At 53.0% G+C, this 17209-nt stretch carries 21 protein-coding genes; 9 read left to right on the forward strand and 12 right to left on the reverse strand.

Annotation, left to right across the window (positions count from 1 at the left end):
• Positions 1-181: 181 nt before the first annotated feature.
• From DSM117340_RS15135 to dnaQ, 4 genes are read left to right on the forward strand one after another with little or no spacing between them, the layout of a single operon-like run.
• Positions 182-781: a nucleoside triphosphate pyrophosphatase gene (locus DSM117340_RS15135; protein ID WP_271437456.1), complete on the forward strand. Its 600-nt coding sequence runs from the start codon at positions 182-184 to the stop codon at positions 779-781.
• Positions 778-1611, forward strand: coding sequence for a shikimate dehydrogenase (locus DSM117340_RS15140; RefSeq protein WP_089893515.1), 834 nt, complete (start codon positions 778-780; stop codon positions 1609-1611). Before DSM117340_RS15135 ends, DSM117340_RS15140 begins: the two co-directional genes overlap by 4 nt.
• Positions 1611-2204 (forward strand): dephospho-CoA kinase, encoded by a 594-nt coding sequence (coaE, locus tag DSM117340_RS15145; RefSeq protein WP_271437457.1) that lies wholly within the window; start codon positions 1611-1613, stop codon positions 2202-2204. Before DSM117340_RS15140 ends, coaE begins: the two co-directional genes overlap by 1 nt.
• Positions 2197-2886 (forward strand): DNA polymerase III subunit epsilon, encoded by a 690-nt coding sequence (dnaQ, locus tag DSM117340_RS15150; protein ID WP_089893509.1) that lies wholly within the window; start codon positions 2197-2199, stop codon positions 2884-2886. Before coaE ends, dnaQ begins: the two co-directional genes overlap by 8 nt.
• Here dnaQ and secB read toward each other — a convergent pair whose 3' ends face one another.
• The gene (secB, locus tag DSM117340_RS15155; protein ID WP_284260969.1) at positions 2887-3387 is read right to left on the reverse strand and encodes a protein-export chaperone SecB; all 501 of its coding nucleotides are present in this window, start codon (positions 3385-3387) and stop codon (positions 2887-2889) included.
• A 74-nt stretch (positions 3388-3461) separates the two neighbouring features.
• The gene (locus DSM117340_RS15160) at positions 3462-3941 is read right to left on the reverse strand and encodes an FxsA family protein (protein ID WP_273486645.1); all 480 of its coding nucleotides are present in this window, start codon (positions 3939-3941) and stop codon (positions 3462-3464) included.
• Positions 3942-4046: 105 nt separating this feature from the next.
• On the opposite strand from DSM117340_RS15160, the gene DSM117340_RS15165 reads away from it, so the two are divergent.
• From DSM117340_RS15165 to DSM117340_RS15175, 3 genes are read left to right on the forward strand one after another with little or no spacing between them, the layout of a single operon-like run.
• Positions 4047-4703 carry a Tim44/TimA family putative adaptor protein gene (locus DSM117340_RS15165; RefSeq protein ID WP_284260966.1) on the forward strand — a complete coding sequence of 219 codons (657 nt, stop codon included), beginning with the start codon at positions 4047-4049 and terminating at the stop codon, positions 4701-4703.
• Between the two features lie 38 nt (positions 4704-4741).
• Positions 4742-5737 carry a murein transglycosylase A gene (locus DSM117340_RS15170; protein WP_245724461.1) on the forward strand — a complete coding sequence of 332 codons (996 nt, stop codon included), beginning with the start codon at positions 4742-4744 and terminating at the stop codon, positions 5735-5737.
• A complete protein-coding gene (locus tag DSM117340_RS15175) occupies positions 5734-6318 on the forward strand; it encodes a Smr/MutS family protein (RefSeq protein WP_284260960.1) in 585 nt (194 codons plus the stop codon). The genes DSM117340_RS15170 and DSM117340_RS15175 overlap by 4 nt, the downstream gene beginning before the upstream one ends.
• Before the next feature lies 1 nt (position 6319).
• On the opposite strand, the gene rfbA is transcribed toward DSM117340_RS15175, so the two are convergent.
• The 10 genes from rfbA to DSM117340_RS15225 all read right to left on the reverse strand — a co-directional run bounded on the left by rfbA (position 6320) and on the right by DSM117340_RS15225 (position 15338).
• Entirely contained in the window at positions 6320-7192 is an 873-nt protein-coding gene (rfbA, locus tag DSM117340_RS15180) for a glucose-1-phosphate thymidylyltransferase RfbA (RefSeq protein WP_284260957.1), read from the reverse strand.
• Positions 7189-8022, reverse strand: a complete 834-nt coding sequence (gene rfbD / locus DSM117340_RS15185; protein WP_271437324.1) for a dTDP-4-dehydrorhamnose reductase — start codon at positions 8020-8022, stop codon at positions 7189-7191. Before rfbD ends, rfbA begins: the two co-directional genes overlap by 4 nt.
• Complete coding sequence (gene rfbB / locus DSM117340_RS15190) at positions 8019-9056, reverse strand: dTDP-glucose 4,6-dehydratase (protein WP_271437323.1); 1038 nt, start codon at positions 9054-9056, stop codon at positions 8019-8021. Before rfbB ends, rfbD begins: the two co-directional genes overlap by 4 nt.
• Positions 9053-9613, reverse strand: a complete 561-nt coding sequence (gene rfbC, locus DSM117340_RS15195; RefSeq protein ID WP_271437322.1) for a dTDP-4-dehydrorhamnose 3,5-epimerase — start codon at positions 9611-9613, stop codon at positions 9053-9055. The genes rfbB and rfbC overlap by 4 nt, the downstream gene beginning before the upstream one ends.
• Before the next feature lie 3 nt (positions 9614-9616).
• A complete protein-coding gene (kdsA, locus tag DSM117340_RS15200) occupies positions 9617-10441 on the reverse strand; it encodes a 3-deoxy-8-phosphooctulonate synthase (protein ID WP_271437321.1) in 825 nt (274 codons plus the stop codon).
• Positions 10438-11229: a manno-octulosonate cytidylyltransferase gene (locus DSM117340_RS15205; RefSeq protein ID WP_271437320.1), complete on the reverse strand. Its 792-nt coding sequence runs from the start codon at positions 11227-11229 to the stop codon at positions 10438-10440. The genes kdsA and DSM117340_RS15205 overlap by 4 nt, the downstream gene beginning before the upstream one ends.
• Complete coding sequence (locus DSM117340_RS15210; RefSeq protein WP_354689799.1) at positions 11226-12191, reverse strand: KpsF/GutQ family sugar-phosphate isomerase; 966 nt, start codon at positions 12189-12191, stop codon at positions 11226-11228. Before DSM117340_RS15210 ends, DSM117340_RS15205 begins: the two co-directional genes overlap by 4 nt.
• Before the next feature lie 70 nt (positions 12192-12261).
• Positions 12262-13488: an MFS transporter gene (locus tag DSM117340_RS15215; RefSeq protein WP_271437318.1), complete on the reverse strand. Its 1227-nt coding sequence runs from the start codon at positions 13486-13488 to the stop codon at positions 12262-12264.
• Positions 13489-13930: 442 nt separating this feature from the next.
• Complete coding sequence (locus tag DSM117340_RS15220; protein WP_271437317.1) at positions 13931-14590, reverse strand: VTT domain-containing protein; 660 nt, start codon at positions 14588-14590, stop codon at positions 13931-13933.
• Between the two features lie 7 nt (positions 14591-14597).
• Complete coding sequence (locus DSM117340_RS15225; RefSeq protein ID WP_271437316.1) at positions 14598-15338, reverse strand: SDR family NAD(P)-dependent oxidoreductase; 741 nt, start codon at positions 15336-15338, stop codon at positions 14598-14600.
• A 75-nt stretch (positions 15339-15413) separates the two neighbouring features.
• Between DSM117340_RS15225 and DSM117340_RS15230 the strand changes: the two genes are divergently transcribed.
• Positions 15414-15953, forward strand: a complete 540-nt coding sequence (locus DSM117340_RS15230) for a Crp/Fnr family transcriptional regulator (RefSeq protein WP_354689800.1) — start codon at positions 15414-15416, stop codon at positions 15951-15953.
• Positions 15954-16163: 210 nt separating this feature from the next.
• Entirely contained in the window at positions 16164-17207 is a 1044-nt protein-coding gene (locus DSM117340_RS15235; protein WP_089893464.1) for a succinylglutamate desuccinylase/aspartoacylase family protein, read from the forward strand.
• The last annotated feature ends 2 nt before the right edge of the window (positions 17208-17209 follow it).

Consider the following 17209-nt stretch of genomic DNA (forward strand, 5'->3'; position numbering starts at 1 on the left):
ATCTGTGTATGAATGACAGAAAGAGTAGTCCAATTTGATTTGGCAGTTATCCTTTTCCACCTGTCAGGAGAGTCAGCTAAACTTCGTGAGACACGGTAGTTTTCCTCAATTTTGAGGGTGGCGTTGATTGTGCTCCCTTTTGTGCATTAATTACTCGTTAAGTATTACAGGAGTTATCCACATGGCGCGTCAGATCGTTCTGGCTTCGGGCTCGGCGATACGTGGGCAGATGCTTTCGAATGCAGGAATTGGGTTTGAAGCGATTGTGCCACGCGTTGATGAAGAGATGATTAAAATCGCTCTTCAAGCAGAAAAAGCAACGCCACGAGATATTGCGGATGCTCTTGCTGAGACCAAAGCACGTAAGATCGGTGGGAAGCATCCAGACAAGCTGGTGATCGGGTGTGACCAAGTACTCGATTTTGACGGGCAAATCCTATCGAAGCCACAAACGCCAGATGAGGCCAAAGAACAGCTGAAAGCGCTGCGCGGTAAACGCCACAGCTTGCTGTCTGCTGTTGTCGTTTATCATGAGCTTGAGCCGTTGTGGCGACATGTCGACCAGGTGCGGCTTTATATGCGCGACATTTCGGACTCATATCTTAATGAATATGTTGAACGGAATTGGCCCAGTCTTCAAAGCTCCGTCGGGGGCTATAAGCTTGAAGAGGAGGGCGTACGGCTTTTTAGCCGTATCGAAGGGGATTACTTTACGATCCTTGGCTTGCCGCTGATAGAAATGATTAATTACCTGACAGCCTCGGGAGACCTTAAGGCATGAGTTTAAACAGAATTCCTCTGGCGGGTGTTATTGGCTCGCCAATCGCGCACTCAAAATCGCCCGCCTTGCACACTCATTGGCTAAAAACGCTTGGAATTGCTGGGCATTACATTCCAATTGATGTGGCTCAGGAAGACCTTGAACATATTGTTAAAACCCTACCCAAAATGGGATTTGTCGGGGTGAACGTGACTGTGCCTTACAAAGAAAAGGTGATGGATTTTGCTGATCTGGTGACAGATCGAGCAGCGCTTATCGGCTCGGCGAACACACTTATTTTCCGCAAAGATGGGAAGATTCATGCTGACAACACGGATAGCTATGGGTTCATTCAGAACTTGCGACAGAAAGCGCCTGATTGGGATCCGAAGGCAGGGCCTGCGGCTATCCTTGGGGCTGGTGGCGCGGCGCGAGCCGTTATTGCAGCGCTCGTCGAAGTGGGGGTTCCAGAGATTCTAATTTCAAACCGCACAAAGGCCCGCGCGGAAAAGCTTAAGACTGATTTTGGTAAGCGTTTGCGGGTGGTCGACTGGGTTCAGGCGGGAAATATGCTTGAAGAGGCAGCAACAGTTATCAATACCACATCTCTTGGAATGGTGGGAAAGCCGCCCCTCAGAGTCCCGCTTGATGGATTGCAAAAAGGGACTTTGGTCACGGATCTCGTCTATGCGCCTTTGATGACTCATTTGCTCAATGAAGCGAATGAAGCAGGCTGTGTCACTGTTGACGGTCTTGGAATGCTTTTGCATCAGGCTGTGCCGGCATTTGAACGCTGGTTTGGCGTGCGGCCACAAGTGACCGACGAAACCCGTGCGGCTGTGTTGCGTTAATGGCGTATCGTCTCGGGCTGACAGGCTCCATTGGCATGGGCAAATCGACCACGGCGAAGATTTTTGCCGCTGAAGGCTGCGCCGTCTGGGACGCAGATGCGGCTGTTCACCGGCTTTATGGTGTGGGCGGGTTGGCTGTTGGGCCCATGGAGGCGGCGCTTCCGAAAGCTGTGCTCCATGGGGCCGTTTCGCGGGATGTTCTGAAAGAGATTATTAGCACAGACGCGAGCGCTTTGGCAGAGATTGAAAAGGTCGTTCATCCATTGGTGGCGGCCGATCGCGCGCAGTTTGCTGAAACTGCGACAAGCGACATTCTGGTTTTTGATATTCCACTTCTGTTTGAAAAAGGCAGTGAAGACATGATGGACGCTGTTGTTGTTGTGTCTGTGGATGAGACAACTCAGCGCGCGCGGGTGCTTGAGCGCGGGACCATGACAGAGGCGCAATTCGAGGCGATTAAGGCCAAGCAGATGCCAGATGTGGAAAAGCGTGCGCGTGCGGATTATGTTGTCATGACGGACACGCTTGCAGGCGCTGAGGCGCAGGTGAAGGCGATTGTAAAAGAGATAAGGGCAGGGCTGACGGATGCGTGAAATTGTTCTGGACACGGAGACCACAGGCTTTGAGCCCATGCAGGGCGATCGTATTGTCGAGATAGGCGCGGTTGAGCTTTACAACCACGTGCCAACAGGCCGGACCTATCACCAATATATCAATCCTGAGCGCGGGATGCCGCAAGAGGCGTTTGAAGTTCATGGGCTTGGCGACGAGTTCTTGGCGGATAAACCTAAGTTTGCTCAAATCGGTCAGGCGTTTCTTGATTTCGTGCAGGATTCTACGCTCGTTATTCACAACGCGGCATTTGATATGAAGTTTCTCAATGCTGAGCTGAAATGGATGAACTTGCCTCTGCTTCCGATGAGTCAGGCGCTTGATACGCTTGATATTGCGCGCAAAAGATTTCCTGGCTCACCTGCTTCGCTTGATGCTTTGTGTCGGCGCTTCAATATTGATAACTCATCACGCACGCTCCACGGCGCTTTGCTTGACTCCGAAATTCTTGCGGAAGTGTATCTTGAACTGATCGGCGGCAAGCAGCCTGACTTTGCGCTTTCAACGAACCATGAGAGTGAAACGACTGGAAGCTCAGGGCGCTGGCGGCCACAGCCTCGGCCAACGCCTTTGCCCTCACGTGTCAGCCAAAAAGAAGCCGCCGCCCATGATGCTTTTGTAGAAAGCTTGGGCGACGGCGCACTTTGGAAAAAGCTTGGTTGATTAGGCGTCCAGTTTTTTGCCTTCGTCAGCCTGACGGCGCATCAGCTCATTGCGGTAAAGCGCCATGAAGTCGATTGTTTCGAGGTTCAGCGGCGGGAAGCCACCATCGCGAGTAACATCAGAGACGATGCGGCGCAGGAACGGGAAGAGCAGGCGCGGACACTCGATCAGAAGGAAGGGGTGCAGCTGATCTTCTGGAACGCCCGCAATACTGAAGATCCCGACATAGTCGATTTCCATGAGGAAGAGCTTTTCAGCTGTGTTCTCTTTGTTCACAGACGTGATTGCGAGCTTGATCGCAACTTCAAACTGATTTTCCGCTGAACGCTTTTTTGCGTCGAGATTGACCTGAACGTTTACATCAGGCGTGACTTCGCCTTGGACGCCCTTTTGGGCGAGGATGTTTTCAAATGACAGGTCGCGAATGAACTGATTGATCACGTTCATTTTAACTTGGGGTGTCTCGGCTTGTGCTTCTGGTGCTGCGCCATTCTCGGCCATGTTATTCTCCATTGGAAAGACTTTTGAAACTCTTGCCGACTGACTTAGCAAGAAGGCTTAGAAGCCTCAATGCCCTAGTGTTTTGTCCAGCCTGATGGGGTATGCGTTGGGCGCTTTGTTTCATCGACTTCTTGATAGTCACCATCGATGATGTCGCTTGGGTCATTATGGTGAGGTTGGTGGCCGGGGTGAGCGGAGAAGCCCTGAACCGTCACGCGGCGACGGACATAGGCAAATACAGCGTGGCGCACTGCCGGAATAAGCAGGGAAAAACCGATAGCATCAGTGAAAAATCCAGGCGTTAGTAGAAGGGCGCCAGAAAACAGGATCATGGCGCCATGGGCTAAAGGCTCTGTTGGATCGCGTAGGTCATTGAACGAGCTGCGCAGATTATTCAGCGCGAGCGCTCCTTGATTGCGCAGGAGTGATGTCCCGATCATGGCTGTGAGAACCACAATTAGGAGCGTTGGCCAAAGCCCTATGGCTCCACCAACTTGGATAAATAGGGCTATTTCTATCAGAGGCACAGCGATAAACGCCACTAAAAGCCACATTTTCTTAATCTCCTGCTTGTCATTGGGCGTAGTAGACTTGAACACGCCCATAACCTACATAGGTGCTGATAGCGCCATTTGCCACGCTCACTTAATGAGGTTTACATGAATTTGCCCATTCTTCAGTTGCTTGTCCTAGCCGGAATTGCGATTTTTCTGATCCTGCGGTTGCGCAGCGTTCTAGGCACGCGCGATGGATTTGAAGCGCCAAATGTACCGCCAGCGGGACTCGACGAACGCAAGCGCAAGTTTGAAGTGATTGAGGGCGGGCCTGATCAAGACATCACAGATCATGCGGAAGAGGGCAGCGACACAGCCAAGGCGCTGGCAAACATGAAGCAGCGAGAGCCTTCTTTTGAAGTCGGCGGATTTCTATCAGGAGCGCGTAGCGCATATGAGTTTATCCTGATGGGCTTTGAGCGTGGAGAGTTGGCCGAGATCAAACCTTACATTTCTGACGAGGTCTATGAGGTCTTCGCTCAGGTTGTGGAAGCTCGTGAGAAGAAGGGCCTCAAAGTCGAAGCCGAGTTTATTGGTGTACGTGAAGTGTCTATTCACTCTGCAGAGTTTCATGCGGCGAGTGGCACCGCGGAGATTGCCATGAAGTTTATCGGCGAGCTGACATCTGTTGTGCGGGACGACACAGGCGAGATTGTTGAGGGTAAAGAGGGCAAAGTCAAAACCCAGAAAGATATTTGGACATTCGAGCGCGAAATGGGTGTGAATGATCCAAACTGGATTTTGGTTGCCACGGGTGAATGAAGCGTTTTCTTTTAGCGGTAATAACGGCTGGGCTTATCATGACCGAAGCTACGAGCGCCGCTGAAGAAACGGAAATTCGTATTCTTGAGTTTTCTGAACTGGATGGCTGGGAAAAGGACAACCACGCTGAGGCGCTGGCTGTCTTTCTGAATACTTGCAGCGATATGAAATCCCCTGACTGGAAGGGCCTGTGCCGAGCAGCAGAGGATCAGACCAATGCTAAGGCTTTTTTTGAGCTGTTCTTTCGCCCTGTTCAAATCACTGATGGTAAGCCCGCACTTTTTACGGGCTATTTCGAGCCAGAGCTTGAGGGCGATTTGTATCGATCAGAGCGCTTTCGCTTTCCAATCTATAAGCTTCCGCCAGAAGCGCGGGACGGCGCTTGGCTGAGCCGTCGAGAGCTGGAAGAAACTGGCGCTATGAAAGGGCGTGGCCTTGAGATTGCTTGGGTTGATGATGCGGTTGAGCTGTTCTTTTTGCAGGTGCAGGGCTCGGGGCGTATCAAGCTTCCTGATGGGCGGTATATCCGTGTAGGATATGGCGGAAAGAACGGTCATGAGTATCGTTCAATCGGGCGGGAGCTTGTACGGCGGGGGGTCTACAACGTGCACCAAGTCTCAGCACAAGTGATCAAGAATTGGGTGCGCCGCAACCCGATCGACGGGCTCGAGCTGCTACGCCACAATCCCTCCTATGTTTTCTTCCGAGAGGTGAGCGAAGTGCCTGCCGACAAAGGTCCGCTTGGTGCGATGAATCGCTCTGTAACGGAGATGCGCACTGTGGCTGTTGACCCGCGGTATACGCCGCTCGGTGCTCCTGTTTGGGTCGAAAAGAACGGTAAGGGCAAGATCCGCAAGCTTATGATCGCGCAGGACACTGGCTCTGCTATCAAGGGTGCGCAGCGGGCTGATATTTTCTTTGGCACGGGTGACGAAGCAGGGCTTAAGGCTGGGCGTCTAAAAGACCCCGGTCGGATGATTGTTCTGATGCCGATCCAGCGAGCATATGCGTATTTGCCAGTGGACGAGCAATGAGCCGTCGCAAGTTACATAGAGAAGAGCTTGAGCTGTGGGGGAAAGTGGCTGAAACCGCTGTTCCAATGCATCCAAAGCGCACCAAGACAAAGGACGCGTTGCACGTATCAAAGCCAGCACCAAAGCGGGCTGTTGAGGCGATGCCAAACTTTGAAATATCTGCACGGGCGCAAGCATATCAGCCAGCGCATGATGTGTTGCCTGATATCCGAGAGCGGGTGAAAAAAGCGCCAGTCCAGATGGATAAGAAGGCGCACGGAAAGCTGAAGCAAGGCAAGCTGAAGCCCGATGCTAAAATTGATTTGCACGGGATGACACAAGATCAGGCGCACCCGAGACTGACAGCATTTATCATGAAAGCCTATCAGAACCAGAAGCGCTTGCTTCTTGTTGTGACTGGAAAGGGTAAACCGCGCGATGATGGTGGGCCTATTCCTGTGCGGCTAGGTGTTTTGCGCCATCAAGTGCCGCAGTGGCTTACCACTCCGCCTTTGGCGCAACTTGTCTTACAGATCAGCGAGGCGCATTTGCGCCATGGCGGCGGCGGTGCTTATTACGTATATCTGCGCCGTCAGCGATGAGCTATTTCAGCAGATTAAGCAGGTATTGTCCGTAAGAGTTTTTGGCAAAGCTCTCAGCACGCTTTTGCAGTTCGGCGGCTGTGATCCAGCCACGGGAATAAGCAATCTCTTCGGGGCTTCCGACTTGAAGGCCTTGGCGCTCTGACAGCGTGCGTACAAAGTTTCCTGCATCAAGCAGAGAGCCATGTGTGCCGGTATCAAGCCAAGCATAACCACGGCCCATTTGCTGCACGTTCAGGAGGCCATCGTGAAGATAGCTCTCCAGAAGTGAAGTGATTTCAAGCTCGCCGCGCTCGGAAGGCTTTACTTGAGCCGCGCGCTGGGGTGCTGAGCCGTCGAGGAAGTAGAGTCCTGTTACTGCGTAGTTTGATGGTGGATTTTTGGGCTTTTCGACGATCGATTTTACTGTTCCATCTTTGGCAAAATCGACAACACCGTAGCGCTCGGGATCAGCGACGCGGTAGCCGAAGACTGTTCCGCCTGTTTCGACGCTATCGGCGGCGGCGAGCACTTCAGGCAGGCCATGACCGAAGAAGATATTGTCGCCTAGAACCATCGCGCTGGGCGCGCCATCGAGGAAATCTTCGGCCAGCAAGTAGGCTTGCGCCAGCCCGTCAGGAGAAGGCTGTGTGATATAGGTCAGGCTGAGGCCCCATTGTGACCCGTCGCCCAAAGTGCGCTGAAACTGGTCTTGGTCTTGTGGTGTTGTGATGATCGCGATTTCGCGAATGCCACCAAACATGAGCACAGAGAGGGGATAGTAGATCATTGGCTTGTCATAGATCGGCAAGAGTTGCTTTGAGATGCCTATAGTGATCGGATAGAGGCGCGTGCCAGAGCCGCCTGCGAGGATGATGCCTTTGCGTTGTGTCATGTCAGCTCTCTTATTACCTTGGCCAATTCGTCTTTCCATTGTGGCTGTTTAACCCCGAAATCTGACAGGAGTGAGGCGCAATCCAGACGAGAATTGAGGGGACGCGCGGCTGGTGTTGGGTAGTCTTTTGTGGGGATGGCTGTGACGGTTACAATGCGATCCGCTTGGGCAAAGATTTCGCGCGCAAAATCTGCCCAGCTTACGGAAGGGGCGCCTGAGATATGGTAGGTTCCGCTTTTATTGAGGTTCTGTGCCATTTTTGCGCAGGCTAAAGCGATATCAGAAGCGGGTGTGGGTCCGCCGATCTGATCAGCGACAATACTGAGAGCCTCGCGCGTTTCTGAGAGGCGCAGCATTGTTTTCACAAAGTTATTGCCGTGGGCGGAAAAAACCCAAGATGTGCGCAAAATGGCATGAAGTGCGCCACTTGCGCGGATGGCCTCTTCGCCAGCCAGCTTGGTGCGGCCATAAGCATTGATTGGAGCGGTTGGCGCGTCGGGCGCGCGAGACATCTCGCCGCTGCCGTCAAAGACATAATCGGTCGAGATATGAACGAGGGGAATAGCAAGAGTAGCGCAGGCGTTGGCCATGGCGGCGGGGGCCTCTGCGTTTATGGTATAAGCCAGACTCTCTTCATCTTCCGCATGGTCAACAGCGGTATAGGCGGCAGCGTTGATGACTGCGCTGGGCTTGGCAGCGAGGATCGTCTCGCCACAGGCGTCGGGGTTTGAAAGGTCAGCCTCTTCGCGGCTGAGATATGTGAACTCGGGGTGAAGGCGTTGCAGCTCGCAAGCAACCTGACCCGTTTTGCCAAAAACCAGAATGCTCATGCGCGGCCCAGTCTTTCGCCAACGCCAGCGCGACCAAGAAGGGGCTGCCACCATTCTTCATTCTCAAGATACCAACGAACGGTTTTTTCTAAACCCTCTTCGACAGTGACGGAAGGCCGCCAGCCAAGCTCTTCGCGGATACGTGTTGGGTCGATCGCGTAGCGCAGGTCGTGACCCGGGCGGTCTGTGACGAATTCGATCAGGTCTGCATAGGGAGCGGACGCAGGCTTGAGCGCATCAAGAATTGTGCAGATGGTTTGCACAAGTTCCAGATTGCTGCGTTCGTTTTCACCACCGATGTTATAGCTTCGGCCAACTGCACCCTTCTCAAGCACCAGCAAAAGCGCATCGGCGTGGTCTTCGACATAAAGCCAGTCGCGTACATTCTCACCCTCGCCGTAAATTGGGATAGGCTTGCCTGCAAGAGCGCTCAGGATCACCACGGGGATTAGCTTTTCTGGGAAGTGGAACGGGCCGTAGTTATTCGAGCAGTTCGTCAGAACAACAGGCAGGCCGTATGTTTCGGCCCAAGCGCGAACGAGGTGATCTGAGCTGGCTTTTGAAGCCGAATAGGGCGAGCGGGGGTCATAAGGGGTCTCTTCGGTAAATTGCCCCGTTGCGCCGAGCGAGCCGAAGACTTCATCTGTCGAAATGTGGTGAAAGCGAAAGGCCTTGGGCTTGCCACACCCTTCCCAATAGTGCCGCGCGGCTTGCAGCATGTTGTATGTGCCCATGACGTTGGTTTCGATAAAGGCTTGGGGGCCGTCTATACTGCGGTCAACATGGCTTTCAGCGGCGAGGTGCATCACTGCGTCAGGCTGGTGTTTCTGAAAGATCGCCTCAAGCGCAGGCAGATCACGAATGTCTGCTTGCTCAAATGAATAGAGCGGACTGGCAGAGACACTTGCGACATTCTCAAGGCAGGCGGCATAAGTCAGCGCGTCGAGATTAACAACCTCATGGCCGCGCGCGACGGCGAGGCGGACAACGGCTGAGCCGATAAAGCCAGCGCCTCCTGTGACCAGAAGCTTCATGCTGTGGCCTCCCATGTGAAGGGGCTGTCAAAGCTTGTGAAGGAGGGCGCGTTTGCGTCTTTGGCGCTCAATTCTGGAGTGCCGTTGAAGCCCCAGTCGATCCCGCAGCTGTCCCACAGTATCGCGCCGTCTGACTCTGGGGCATAGTATGCGTTGCACTTGTAGATGATCTCGGTGTCGGGTGTGCGGGTGATGAATCCGTGGGCGAAGCCTTCAGGAATGAAAAGCTGTTTGCCATTTTCAAAACTAAGCTCTTCGCCGACCCATTGGCCATAGGTGGGGGAGCCTTTGCGGATATCGACAGCAACATCATAGAACACGCCACGCCCGCAGCGCACCAGCTTGGCCTGCGCATTGGGCGGCGCTTGGAAATGCAGCCCGCGCACCGTTCCGACAGCGGAAGACAGCGAGTGATTGTCTTGCACGAAATCCACGCTGATCCCGTGTTCGGCCATACGCTCTTTGTTCCAGCTTTCGGAAAAGAAACCACGGTTGTCACCAAACCGTGCTGGCTCGATGAGAAGGACATCGGGGAGAACGGTGGCCGTAACTTTCATAAATTAACTTTCTTTACTGATACTGTCGTAACGGGCGAGGTTGCCGATAAGCGCCTTCATTTCTTCTATTGGGATCATATTTGGCCCATCGCTTGGGGCATTGTCGGGGTCTTCATGTGTTTCAATAAACAGAGCAGACACTCCCACAGCCACAGCGGCGCGCGCAAGTACTGGGGCGAACTCACGCTGGCCTCCTGAAGTTGTACCTTGGCCGCCGGGCTGCTGGACAGAGTGGGTTGCATCAAACACAACGGGATAGCCCGTGGCGGCCATGATCGGCAGGCCGCGGAAATCAGAAACCAGAGTATTGTAGCCAAAGCTTGTTCCGCGGTCACAAAGCATGATGCGCTCGTTGCCTGTGCTGGCGATCTTTTCGGCGACATTGCCCATATCCCATGGCGCGAGGAACTGGCCTTTCTTGACGTTTATAGCTGCACCCGTCTCGCCAGCGGCGAGGAGCAGATCTGTCTGGCGGCAGAGGAAGGCAGGAATTTGGATCACATCGACAGCCTCGCCGGCAGGCGCACATTGGTGCGCATCATGTACATCTGTGAGAATTGGGCAGCCGAACTCTTCGCGAATTTTGGAGAGGATCGTGAGGCCCTCTTCCATTCCAAGACCACGCTTTGTGCTGATCGAAGAGCGGTTGGCTTTGTCGTAGCTTGCCTTGAAGATGAAGCCTGTTTTGGTGGGAGCACAGGCCTCGGCAATGCGTTCGGCCATCATGCGGGCGTGATCCAAGCTTTCAAGCTGGCAAGGGCCAGTGATGAGCGCGAAGGGTTCTTTGCCGCCGATCTTTACGCCATTGATGTCGATTATTTTTTTCATTGCTCAGCCAATACCTTTTCAATCCGCGCCACATCTTCTGGATTGTTAAGCTCCCAGAAGAGACGGCCTCGGGCTTCAACTTCAACACATTTTACGGCGACGCCATTGTATAGAAAGCGCAGCTGCTCCAGCCCTTCAAGCTTTTCAAGCTGACACTCAGGCCAGCTGATATAGGCCTTGAGCGCTTCTGGTCGATAGGCGTAGACGCCGACGTGATGATAGACGGGGATATTTTCGGAAGGGACTTTGCCTGCGTCGATATAAGGCAAGACCTCCTTGGAGAAATAGATCGCGCGGCCTTCGGCTCCGAAGACAGCTGTCGTGCCACCAACGCGGCCAGCGGCGCGATCTTCTTTGAACATCGCGTAGGTTTGCGCGTCACATTGCAGGACGGGTGTGGCCATTTGCGCAGTTTTGTCGGCCTTCATGGCTGCGATCAGGTCTTCGACAAACCAAGGAGGCGTCAGCGGCGCATCGCCTTGAAAGTTGACGATGAGATCGGCATCAAGCTCGGCAACCTCAACAGCCTCAGCGACACGCGCTGTTCCGTTTTCGCGCTCGGGGCTTGTCATTATCACCTGTGCGCCAAAAGCCTCGGAAGCCTCTCGGATACGCGCATCGTCGGTGACGACATAAACGTCTGAAACGCCATTGATTTGGCTGGCCGCCTCATAGCTCATCTGGATTAGAGATTTCTCACTGCCATTTTTTTGGCGAAGGGTTGCCAGCGGCTTTCCCGGATAGCGAGTCGAAGCATAGCGAGCGGGAATGAGGACAACGGTTTTCATGCAACACCTGCGCGCAAGAGATCGTGAATATGGACGATGCCGACGGGGCGTTTGGCCTCATCTACCACCATGAGGGCGGAGATTTTCTTTTCATTGAGGAGTGCCAGCGCCTGCGCAGCGAAGAGCTCAGGCGTTATTGTGACTGGGTCTAGCGTGGCGATTTCGCCGGCGGTTTTTTCCATCAGGTTGCCCATATGGCGGCGTAAGTCGCCATCGGAAATTACGCCGATAAGAATACCGCCTTTGAGAACGCCAGTGATACCAAAACCTTTTGATGTCATCGACAGGAGCACATCAGACATGGGTGTGTCTGCTTCCACTGTGGGGACTTTTTCGCCTTTGTGCATCAGATCAGCCACGCGTGAGAGCTGTGCGCCGAGCTTGCCGCCTGGATGGTTCTTCAGGAAGTCTTCCGAGCCAAATCCGCGCTGCTCCATGACAGAAACGGCGATTGCATCACCCAAGGCAAGCGTGAGCGTTGTCGAGGTTGTCGGAGCCATGCCGATGGCGCAGGCTTCAGGCAGGTTGGGGAGATTGAGCTTGAAATCGGCTGACTGCATCAATGTGCTGCCCATATTAGAACTGATCGCGATCATCGGGATATTGAAACGGCGGGTGTGCAAAAGGATATCCCGCAGCTCGTTTGTTTCGCCTGAATTTGAGATGAGAAGGCAAATGTCTTGCGATGTGATCATACCCAAGTCGCCATGGCTCGCCTCGGCGGCATGGACAAAATAGGAGGGTGTGCCTGTGCTTGCCAAAGTTGCAGAAATCTTGCGCCCGATGTGACCAGACTTACCAACACCAGAGATAATCACGCGGCCCTCTGTTTTGAGGATCAACTCGACTACTTCGGCGAAATCTTTGGGCAAGGCTTCGACCATTTCAAGGATCGCGTTTGCCTCAGTTTGGAGCACACGGCGGGCCGAGCGAACAATGGGTAGATCGTCAGGTTGGGTCATTGGGCCTCATCTCTTGGCCATCTCTTGGCCGCTTATGCTGTCTTAGTCACCGGAGCTAATAAAAACAAGCTCATGCCTCGCGTGGTGGCAAAAGCTGTGTGGCTTTGCGCACGCCGAAAAAGAGGAGTGCGCTCGCGCAAGAAAAATAGACCGCAACCGCAACATATTGGGCCTCAAGGCTGATGCCTGCGTCGATCCCCCATCCGGTAAGGCCTGGCCCGATGGCTGAGCCAAGCACCATGACGGCGGCGGCCATCGCTTTGATGGAACCGATTGCGGCTGTGCCATAGAATTCGGCCCAGAATGCATTTGGTAAAGTTGAATTTGCGCCTGACGTCAGGCCAAAGAGGGCGAAGCCAAGTACCAAGCCCGCTGTGCCTTGACCAAGGCCAAATACGAGGAAGGAGAGCACCGCGGGGAGATACATAAAGACAATGAGGCGCGGTGTTCCGATACGGTCAAGCGCCCAACCTGAAAGAACCATCGATGCGATTGTGACCGCTGTGTAGAGCGGGAACATAGCCACGAATGTGAGATGTGATATCTCTTTGATTTCGGAAAAATGCACTTGGTGAAACATGAGTGCGGTGCCAAAGGCGGAGGGACCGAGAAGGGCTGGAACCATGACCCAGAAAAGCCAGTGAGACATAGCTTGATTGCGCGTCCATTGGCGGCCGTTCATACCCACAGAGTGAGTTGATTTTGCCATAGATTGTGGCGTGCGTTCCTCTTGCAATAGCCTAACCAGAATGGGGATACCAAGAAGAGCGACCAAGGCAGCGGCAAGCCAGAGTAAGCGCCAGTCATAGACTGTTAGAAGGGCCACAAAGAGCAGTGGGAGAACGGCCTCGCCGATTGAAAAACCAAGGGCTGCAACGGAGAGGGCGCGGCCGCGGGCGGTGGTGAACCAGCGGGCCATGGCAACGACAGCGATATGGCTGCTCATGCCCTGACCTGTGATGCGCAGGGTAAAGATCACGGCGGGCAGGAGCCATGCGGCGTGATTGGTGGCCATAAAGGCGCAGGCAGCAGCGAGGCAGACGAGCACAACAGGGCCAAGTGTGCGGACGCGGAAACGGTCGGTCAGCCCGCCGGACCAGACCATGACAACGGCCGAGGCCAGAGTTCCCAGTGCATAAATTCCGCCCCATTCTCCGTGGCTTAGGCCGAATTCAGCGCGGATTTCACCCGCAAAGATGGAGATAAAAAACGTCTGCCCGAAGCTCGACATAAAGGTGAGAAGCGCGCCCGCGGCGAGCCATCTGACGTTGAGCTTGAGGAAAGAAAGCGTATCCATAAGCCAGCATTTGCGGAAACCGCCGCGAAAGAAAAGCCCGAAACGTAAACGCACCGTCCCGAAGGGTTAATGCCCGCCAAACAGGCTGATTCCAGGGGGGTGAAAAGCGTGCACTTTGCGTGCACAACCCGTGCACCGCCTAAACGGGGATTTGTTAACGCAAATTAAGTTAATGGGGCGTTCGGTGCTGGGAATTGGGAGCTAAGGATTTTGGCTTCTTCGCATGGGAACTTAGTGAAGGCACGCCAGTTATCGTGAATCTACGGATCGATCAATTACATGAAACTTTCGGCCCACAACCAACATTGACGCGTTGCGCGGCGAACGGCGGGTTTGAGCCCTAGTTTGACCTTTGAATTTCGCAACAGTGTTTTGCGACAGCCAAGCGCTTGTTTTTATTGATCCACAAATGCCGTTGCAAAAAGGATGGTTTTTGAAACGGTTACACGTTATTCAAACGCCTTTGGTGCCTTCTAAAGAGAAACCATCCTGTCCACATAACGCCGTATAGAAAAATGACTGCAAATATTGCGGGATGCGGACTCTCTACAGAACTAATTGAACCCGCGTATGCCGCGACGCCAACGTAAGGAACGGTGCTGAGCAAAAAGAAAAGCATATAGCGACCAAAGGGCATTCGCGTTGCACCCGCCATGCAAGCAGTCACCTCTGGGACAATAGGTGCGCCACGAGATAGCATTATCATCGCGGGGCCGCTGTTTTGAAAGGCCTCTTTGAGTGCTACTCGTTCAGCATCATCTTTCACGATAAGACTAATCGCGCGGTCACCAAACCGTCTTGCGATTGCATACCCGCAGAATGCCGCGAGTGACATTCCCACCAATCCAGCAATAAAGCCTTGTGAGCAACCCAAGAAAAATCCAGCTAAAATTGTAATTGTCAATGTTGGAACGGCAACAAATAAGTCAATGAAAAGCAAAGCTATAACTAGAGCGGCTACCCAAGCAGGGTGAATAGTTTGGACAAATTCCAGCCAGTTCCGCACATTTTCTACAGTTAAAATGCCGATAACACGGCCAAGGATAAATGTCGTTGCAAAAATTGCCGCAAGAATGAGCATTACTTTGATGAGAGATTTCATGTCTGTTCTAGCCCTTCTTCATGATTGAGCGGGCAAGTGACGGGGAAATCCGCATTATGAGGCGAAGTAGTTTCACCTTGCCAATATTTATTTCCGCTTGTCGTTTTTGAATGCCGTAAATTATTTGGCTGGCGGCCTCTGTGGCTGATATTTTTCCTGACCCTCTTCCTTCGGTCATTTTCGTATCCACCAGAGGCAAAAATACTTGTGAAATTTGTATGGGGCAATTTTCAAACTGATTGGCTAACGCTTGGGAAAGAATGTTCAAACCGCCCTTGGTAGCGCAATACACAGCAGAGCTGGATTTAGGAACCAATCCGAGGCCAGAGTTTACATTTACGATGACTGGTGATGCACTTTTTAAAAGCGCAGGAAGCGTTAAATATATCAGTACGGCAGGTGATGTGAGATTGGTATCAATCTCTCGTTCAATGGTTTCGAGAGCAAAATCATTATCCAGAAAATGTGGCGTATATTGAACCGCAGCATTGTTGATGAGAACGTCAATCGGCTCATCGCGCGTTACCAATTTATTAGCAGCTTCCGCCACGCTTTCGGGCTTGGCTAAATCGGCTTCATATACTCTTATATTATCGAATTCTCGTCCCAGCTCATCGAGGCGATTTGATGGACGGGCAATGACGGAAATTGAATTTTTTGAGTAAAGTTGCTTGATGAGTTCTTTGCCGATACCCGCCGTTCCGCCTGTTAGGACAATATGCTTTGATTTCAATTGGATGGGTTCCATTTTTGTGACCCTAGTTATAGTTTTTTAGAACGTATGGCGGTTGGGCCAGAACAGTCATTAACCCGGGTTAAAAATATGAAATTTCAAGAGATTGTAGAAAAACATGGCCGACATCTTGTCAAAGATGCAGGGCAATACTTGTTTCAACAGGGCGAAAAGAGCGACGCATTTTATGTAGTAAAAAAAGGTCTGATGAAGGCCTATTATGTTGATAATGATGGCCGAGAGAGCATTAAATCGTTCCTAATGGAGGGTGACATAATAGGCAGCTTGAAAAGCGTGTTTGGTGACGGTGAGAGTAGTTTTAATCTGGTCTGCTTGGAAGCGAGTGAGCTAGTGGCCGTTGATTTTTATGTGCTTTATGACGCCAGTCGAAATGATGTGGAACTGGCGAGTGAGTTTGTTGATTTTCTGCTGTCTTACGGAATGAAGAAAGAAACTCGCGAATTCGAGCTTCTATGCCTGACTGCAGAAGACCGTTATCGCCGACTTGTAAGCTCCCATCCCACCCTATTTGCACGGGTGACGCAGAACGATGTTGCTCGATATTTGGGCATAACGCCCGTTGGCCTCAGCCGAATAAAGAGGCGCGTTTCTAAACAGGGCGAGCGTTAGCGCTCCTAAGTCGCATAATCGGATATATGGAATTTGAGCCTAATTGCGACAGGCCCCGTATAGTCACTTCGTCCGCATAGCTGCCGTTAGTGCGAAGTGCAGCAAACGTCCGCATTCCGCGCAGAGATTGCACCGCTCCAACACCGCAAACCAAATTGACTTCACTTCAAAACCTGCGACACCGTTTGTGAAGGTTTTGAGGGACAGATTATGACCAAGCGACAGGGTTTTGAGATTGCGGGGGAAGTCGTTCTGGCGGGGGAGCGGCGGACGGTGAATATTCCTGTCAGCACGCTTTCAGACCACACGCCTGTGACGCTGTCGGCGCATGTGGTGCACGGGAAGAAGGACGGGCCAACTGTTTTTGTCAGCGCTGGGATTCATGGCGACGAGGTGATCGGGGTTGAGATTGTCCGTCGGCTCTTGCGCGCGAAGAACCTCAAGAAGCTGAGCGGGACGCTGCTTGTTGTGCCGATTGTGAACACCTTTGGTTTTCTCAACCACTCGCGGTATTTGCCCGACAGGCGCGACCTCAACCGCTGTTTTCCTGGCTCGCCACATGGCTCCCTTGCCTCGCGGCTTGCGGATATTTTCATGAGCGAGATTGTCGAGCGCTCCTCGCTCGGGATCGACTTGCACTCGGCTGCCATACACCGTGTGAACCTGCCGCAAGTGCGCGTTTCGGCGAGCAACCGTGAGACTATGCGATTGGCTCAAGTTTTTGGCGCGCCTGTTATTCTGACCAGCGCTTTGCGTGAGGGAAGCCTCAGGCAGGAGGCGAAGAAAAAGGGTGTCGACGTTCTGCTATACGAGGCGGGCGAGGGGATGCGCTTTGACGAGATGTCCGTGCGGGCTGGGCTTGCAGGGATCATGCGCGTTTTGAGCGAGGTTGGGCTTTTGCCGACTGCGGGGATCGCCAAGCCAAAAGCGCGTTCGCTTGTGTGCTCTGACAGCCACTGGATGCGCGCGCCAGCGGGGGGCCTTTTGAGAACGTTTAAGGCCGAAGGGGATGTGGTGCAGGAGGGTGATATTGTCGCTGCGATCGCGGACCCGTTTGGCGAGAGGGAAATCGAGGTTGCCACCAAGTACAGTGGGATCATTGTGGGCCGCGCTGTCATGCCTGTGGTACACGAGGGCGATGCGCTTTTTCATATTGCAGCCGTGAAATCAACGGATGTTGCCGAAGCAGCGATGGACGATATTACCACGCAGCTTGAAGAGGCAGCGCTGTTTGATGAGGACGAAATTATCTAGCG

The organism is Lentibacter algarum, from assembly GCF_040580765.1.
GTDB classification, from domain to species: Bacteria; Pseudomonadota; Alphaproteobacteria; order Rhodobacterales; family Rhodobacteraceae; genus Lentibacter; species Lentibacter algarum.

What these genes read in the sequence shown, in the direction of transcription:
- rfbD (WP_271437324.1), bottom strand. Translation starts at nt 8,022, where the DNA reads ATGAGCATTCTGGTTTTTGGCAAAACGGGTCAGGTTGCTTGCGAGCTG.
- secB (WP_284260969.1), bottom strand. Translation starts at nt 3,387, where the DNA reads ATGGCCGAGAATGGCGCAGCACCAGAAGCACAAGCCGAGACACCCCAA.
- coaE (WP_271437457.1), top strand. Translation starts at nt 1,611, where the DNA reads ATGGCGTATCGTCTCGGGCTGACAGGCTCCATTGGCATGGGCAAATCG.
- DSM117340_RS15215 (WP_271437318.1), bottom strand. Translation starts at nt 13,488, where the DNA reads ATGGATACGCTTTCTTTCCTCAAGCTCAACGTCAGATGGCTCGCCGCG.
- DSM117340_RS15140 (WP_089893515.1), top strand. Translation starts at nt 778, where the DNA reads ATGAGTTTAAACAGAATTCCTCTGGCGGGTGTTATTGGCTCGCCAATC.
- rfbC (WP_271437322.1), bottom strand. Translation starts at nt 9,613, where the DNA reads ATGAAAGTTACGGCCACCGTTCTCCCCGATGTCCTTCTCATCGAGCCA.
- dnaQ (WP_089893509.1), top strand. Translation starts at nt 2,197, where the DNA reads ATGCGTGAAATTGTTCTGGACACGGAGACCACAGGCTTTGAGCCCATG.
- rfbB (WP_271437323.1), bottom strand. Translation starts at nt 9,056, where the DNA reads ATGAAGCTTCTGGTCACAGGAGGCGCTGGCTTTATCGGCTCAGCCGTT.
- DSM117340_RS15235 (WP_089893464.1), top strand. Translation starts at nt 16,164, where the DNA reads ATGACCAAGCGACAGGGTTTTGAGATTGCGGGGGAAGTCGTTCTGGCG.
- DSM117340_RS15205 (WP_271437320.1), bottom strand. Translation starts at nt 11,229, where the DNA reads ATGAAAACCGTTGTCCTCATTCCCGCTCGCTATGCTTCGACTCGCTAT.
- DSM117340_RS15170 (WP_245724461.1), top strand. Translation starts at nt 4,742, where the DNA reads ATGACCGAAGCTACGAGCGCCGCTGAAGAAACGGAAATTCGTATTCTT.
- DSM117340_RS15210 (WP_354689799.1), bottom strand. Translation starts at nt 12,191, where the DNA reads ATGACCCAACCTGACGATCTACCCATTGTTCGCTCGGCCCGCCGTGTG.
- DSM117340_RS15175 (WP_284260960.1), top strand. Translation starts at nt 5,734, where the DNA reads ATGAGCCGTCGCAAGTTACATAGAGAAGAGCTTGAGCTGTGGGGGAAA.
- DSM117340_RS15230 (WP_354689800.1), top strand. Translation starts at nt 15,414, where the DNA reads ATGAAATTTCAAGAGATTGTAGAAAAACATGGCCGACATCTTGTCAAA.
- kdsA (WP_271437321.1), bottom strand. Translation starts at nt 10,441, where the DNA reads ATGAAAAAAATAATCGACATCAATGGCGTAAAGATCGGCGGCAAAGAA.
- DSM117340_RS15165 (WP_284260966.1), top strand. Translation starts at nt 4,047, where the DNA reads ATGAATTTGCCCATTCTTCAGTTGCTTGTCCTAGCCGGAATTGCGATT.
- rfbA (WP_284260957.1), bottom strand. Translation starts at nt 7,192, where the DNA reads ATGACACAACGCAAAGGCATCATCCTCGCAGGCGGCTCTGGCACGCGC.
- DSM117340_RS15160 (WP_273486645.1), bottom strand. Translation starts at nt 3,941, where the DNA reads ATGTGGCTTTTAGTGGCGTTTATCGCTGTGCCTCTGATAGAAATAGCC.
- DSM117340_RS15220 (WP_271437317.1), bottom strand. Translation starts at nt 14,590, where the DNA reads ATGAAATCTCTCATCAAAGTAATGCTCATTCTTGCGGCAATTTTTGCA.
- DSM117340_RS15225 (WP_271437316.1), bottom strand. Translation starts at nt 15,338, where the DNA reads ATGGAACCCATCCAATTGAAATCAAAGCATATTGTCCTAACAGGCGGA.
- DSM117340_RS15135 (WP_271437456.1), top strand. Translation starts at nt 182, where the DNA reads ATGGCGCGTCAGATCGTTCTGGCTTCGGGCTCGGCGATACGTGGGCAG.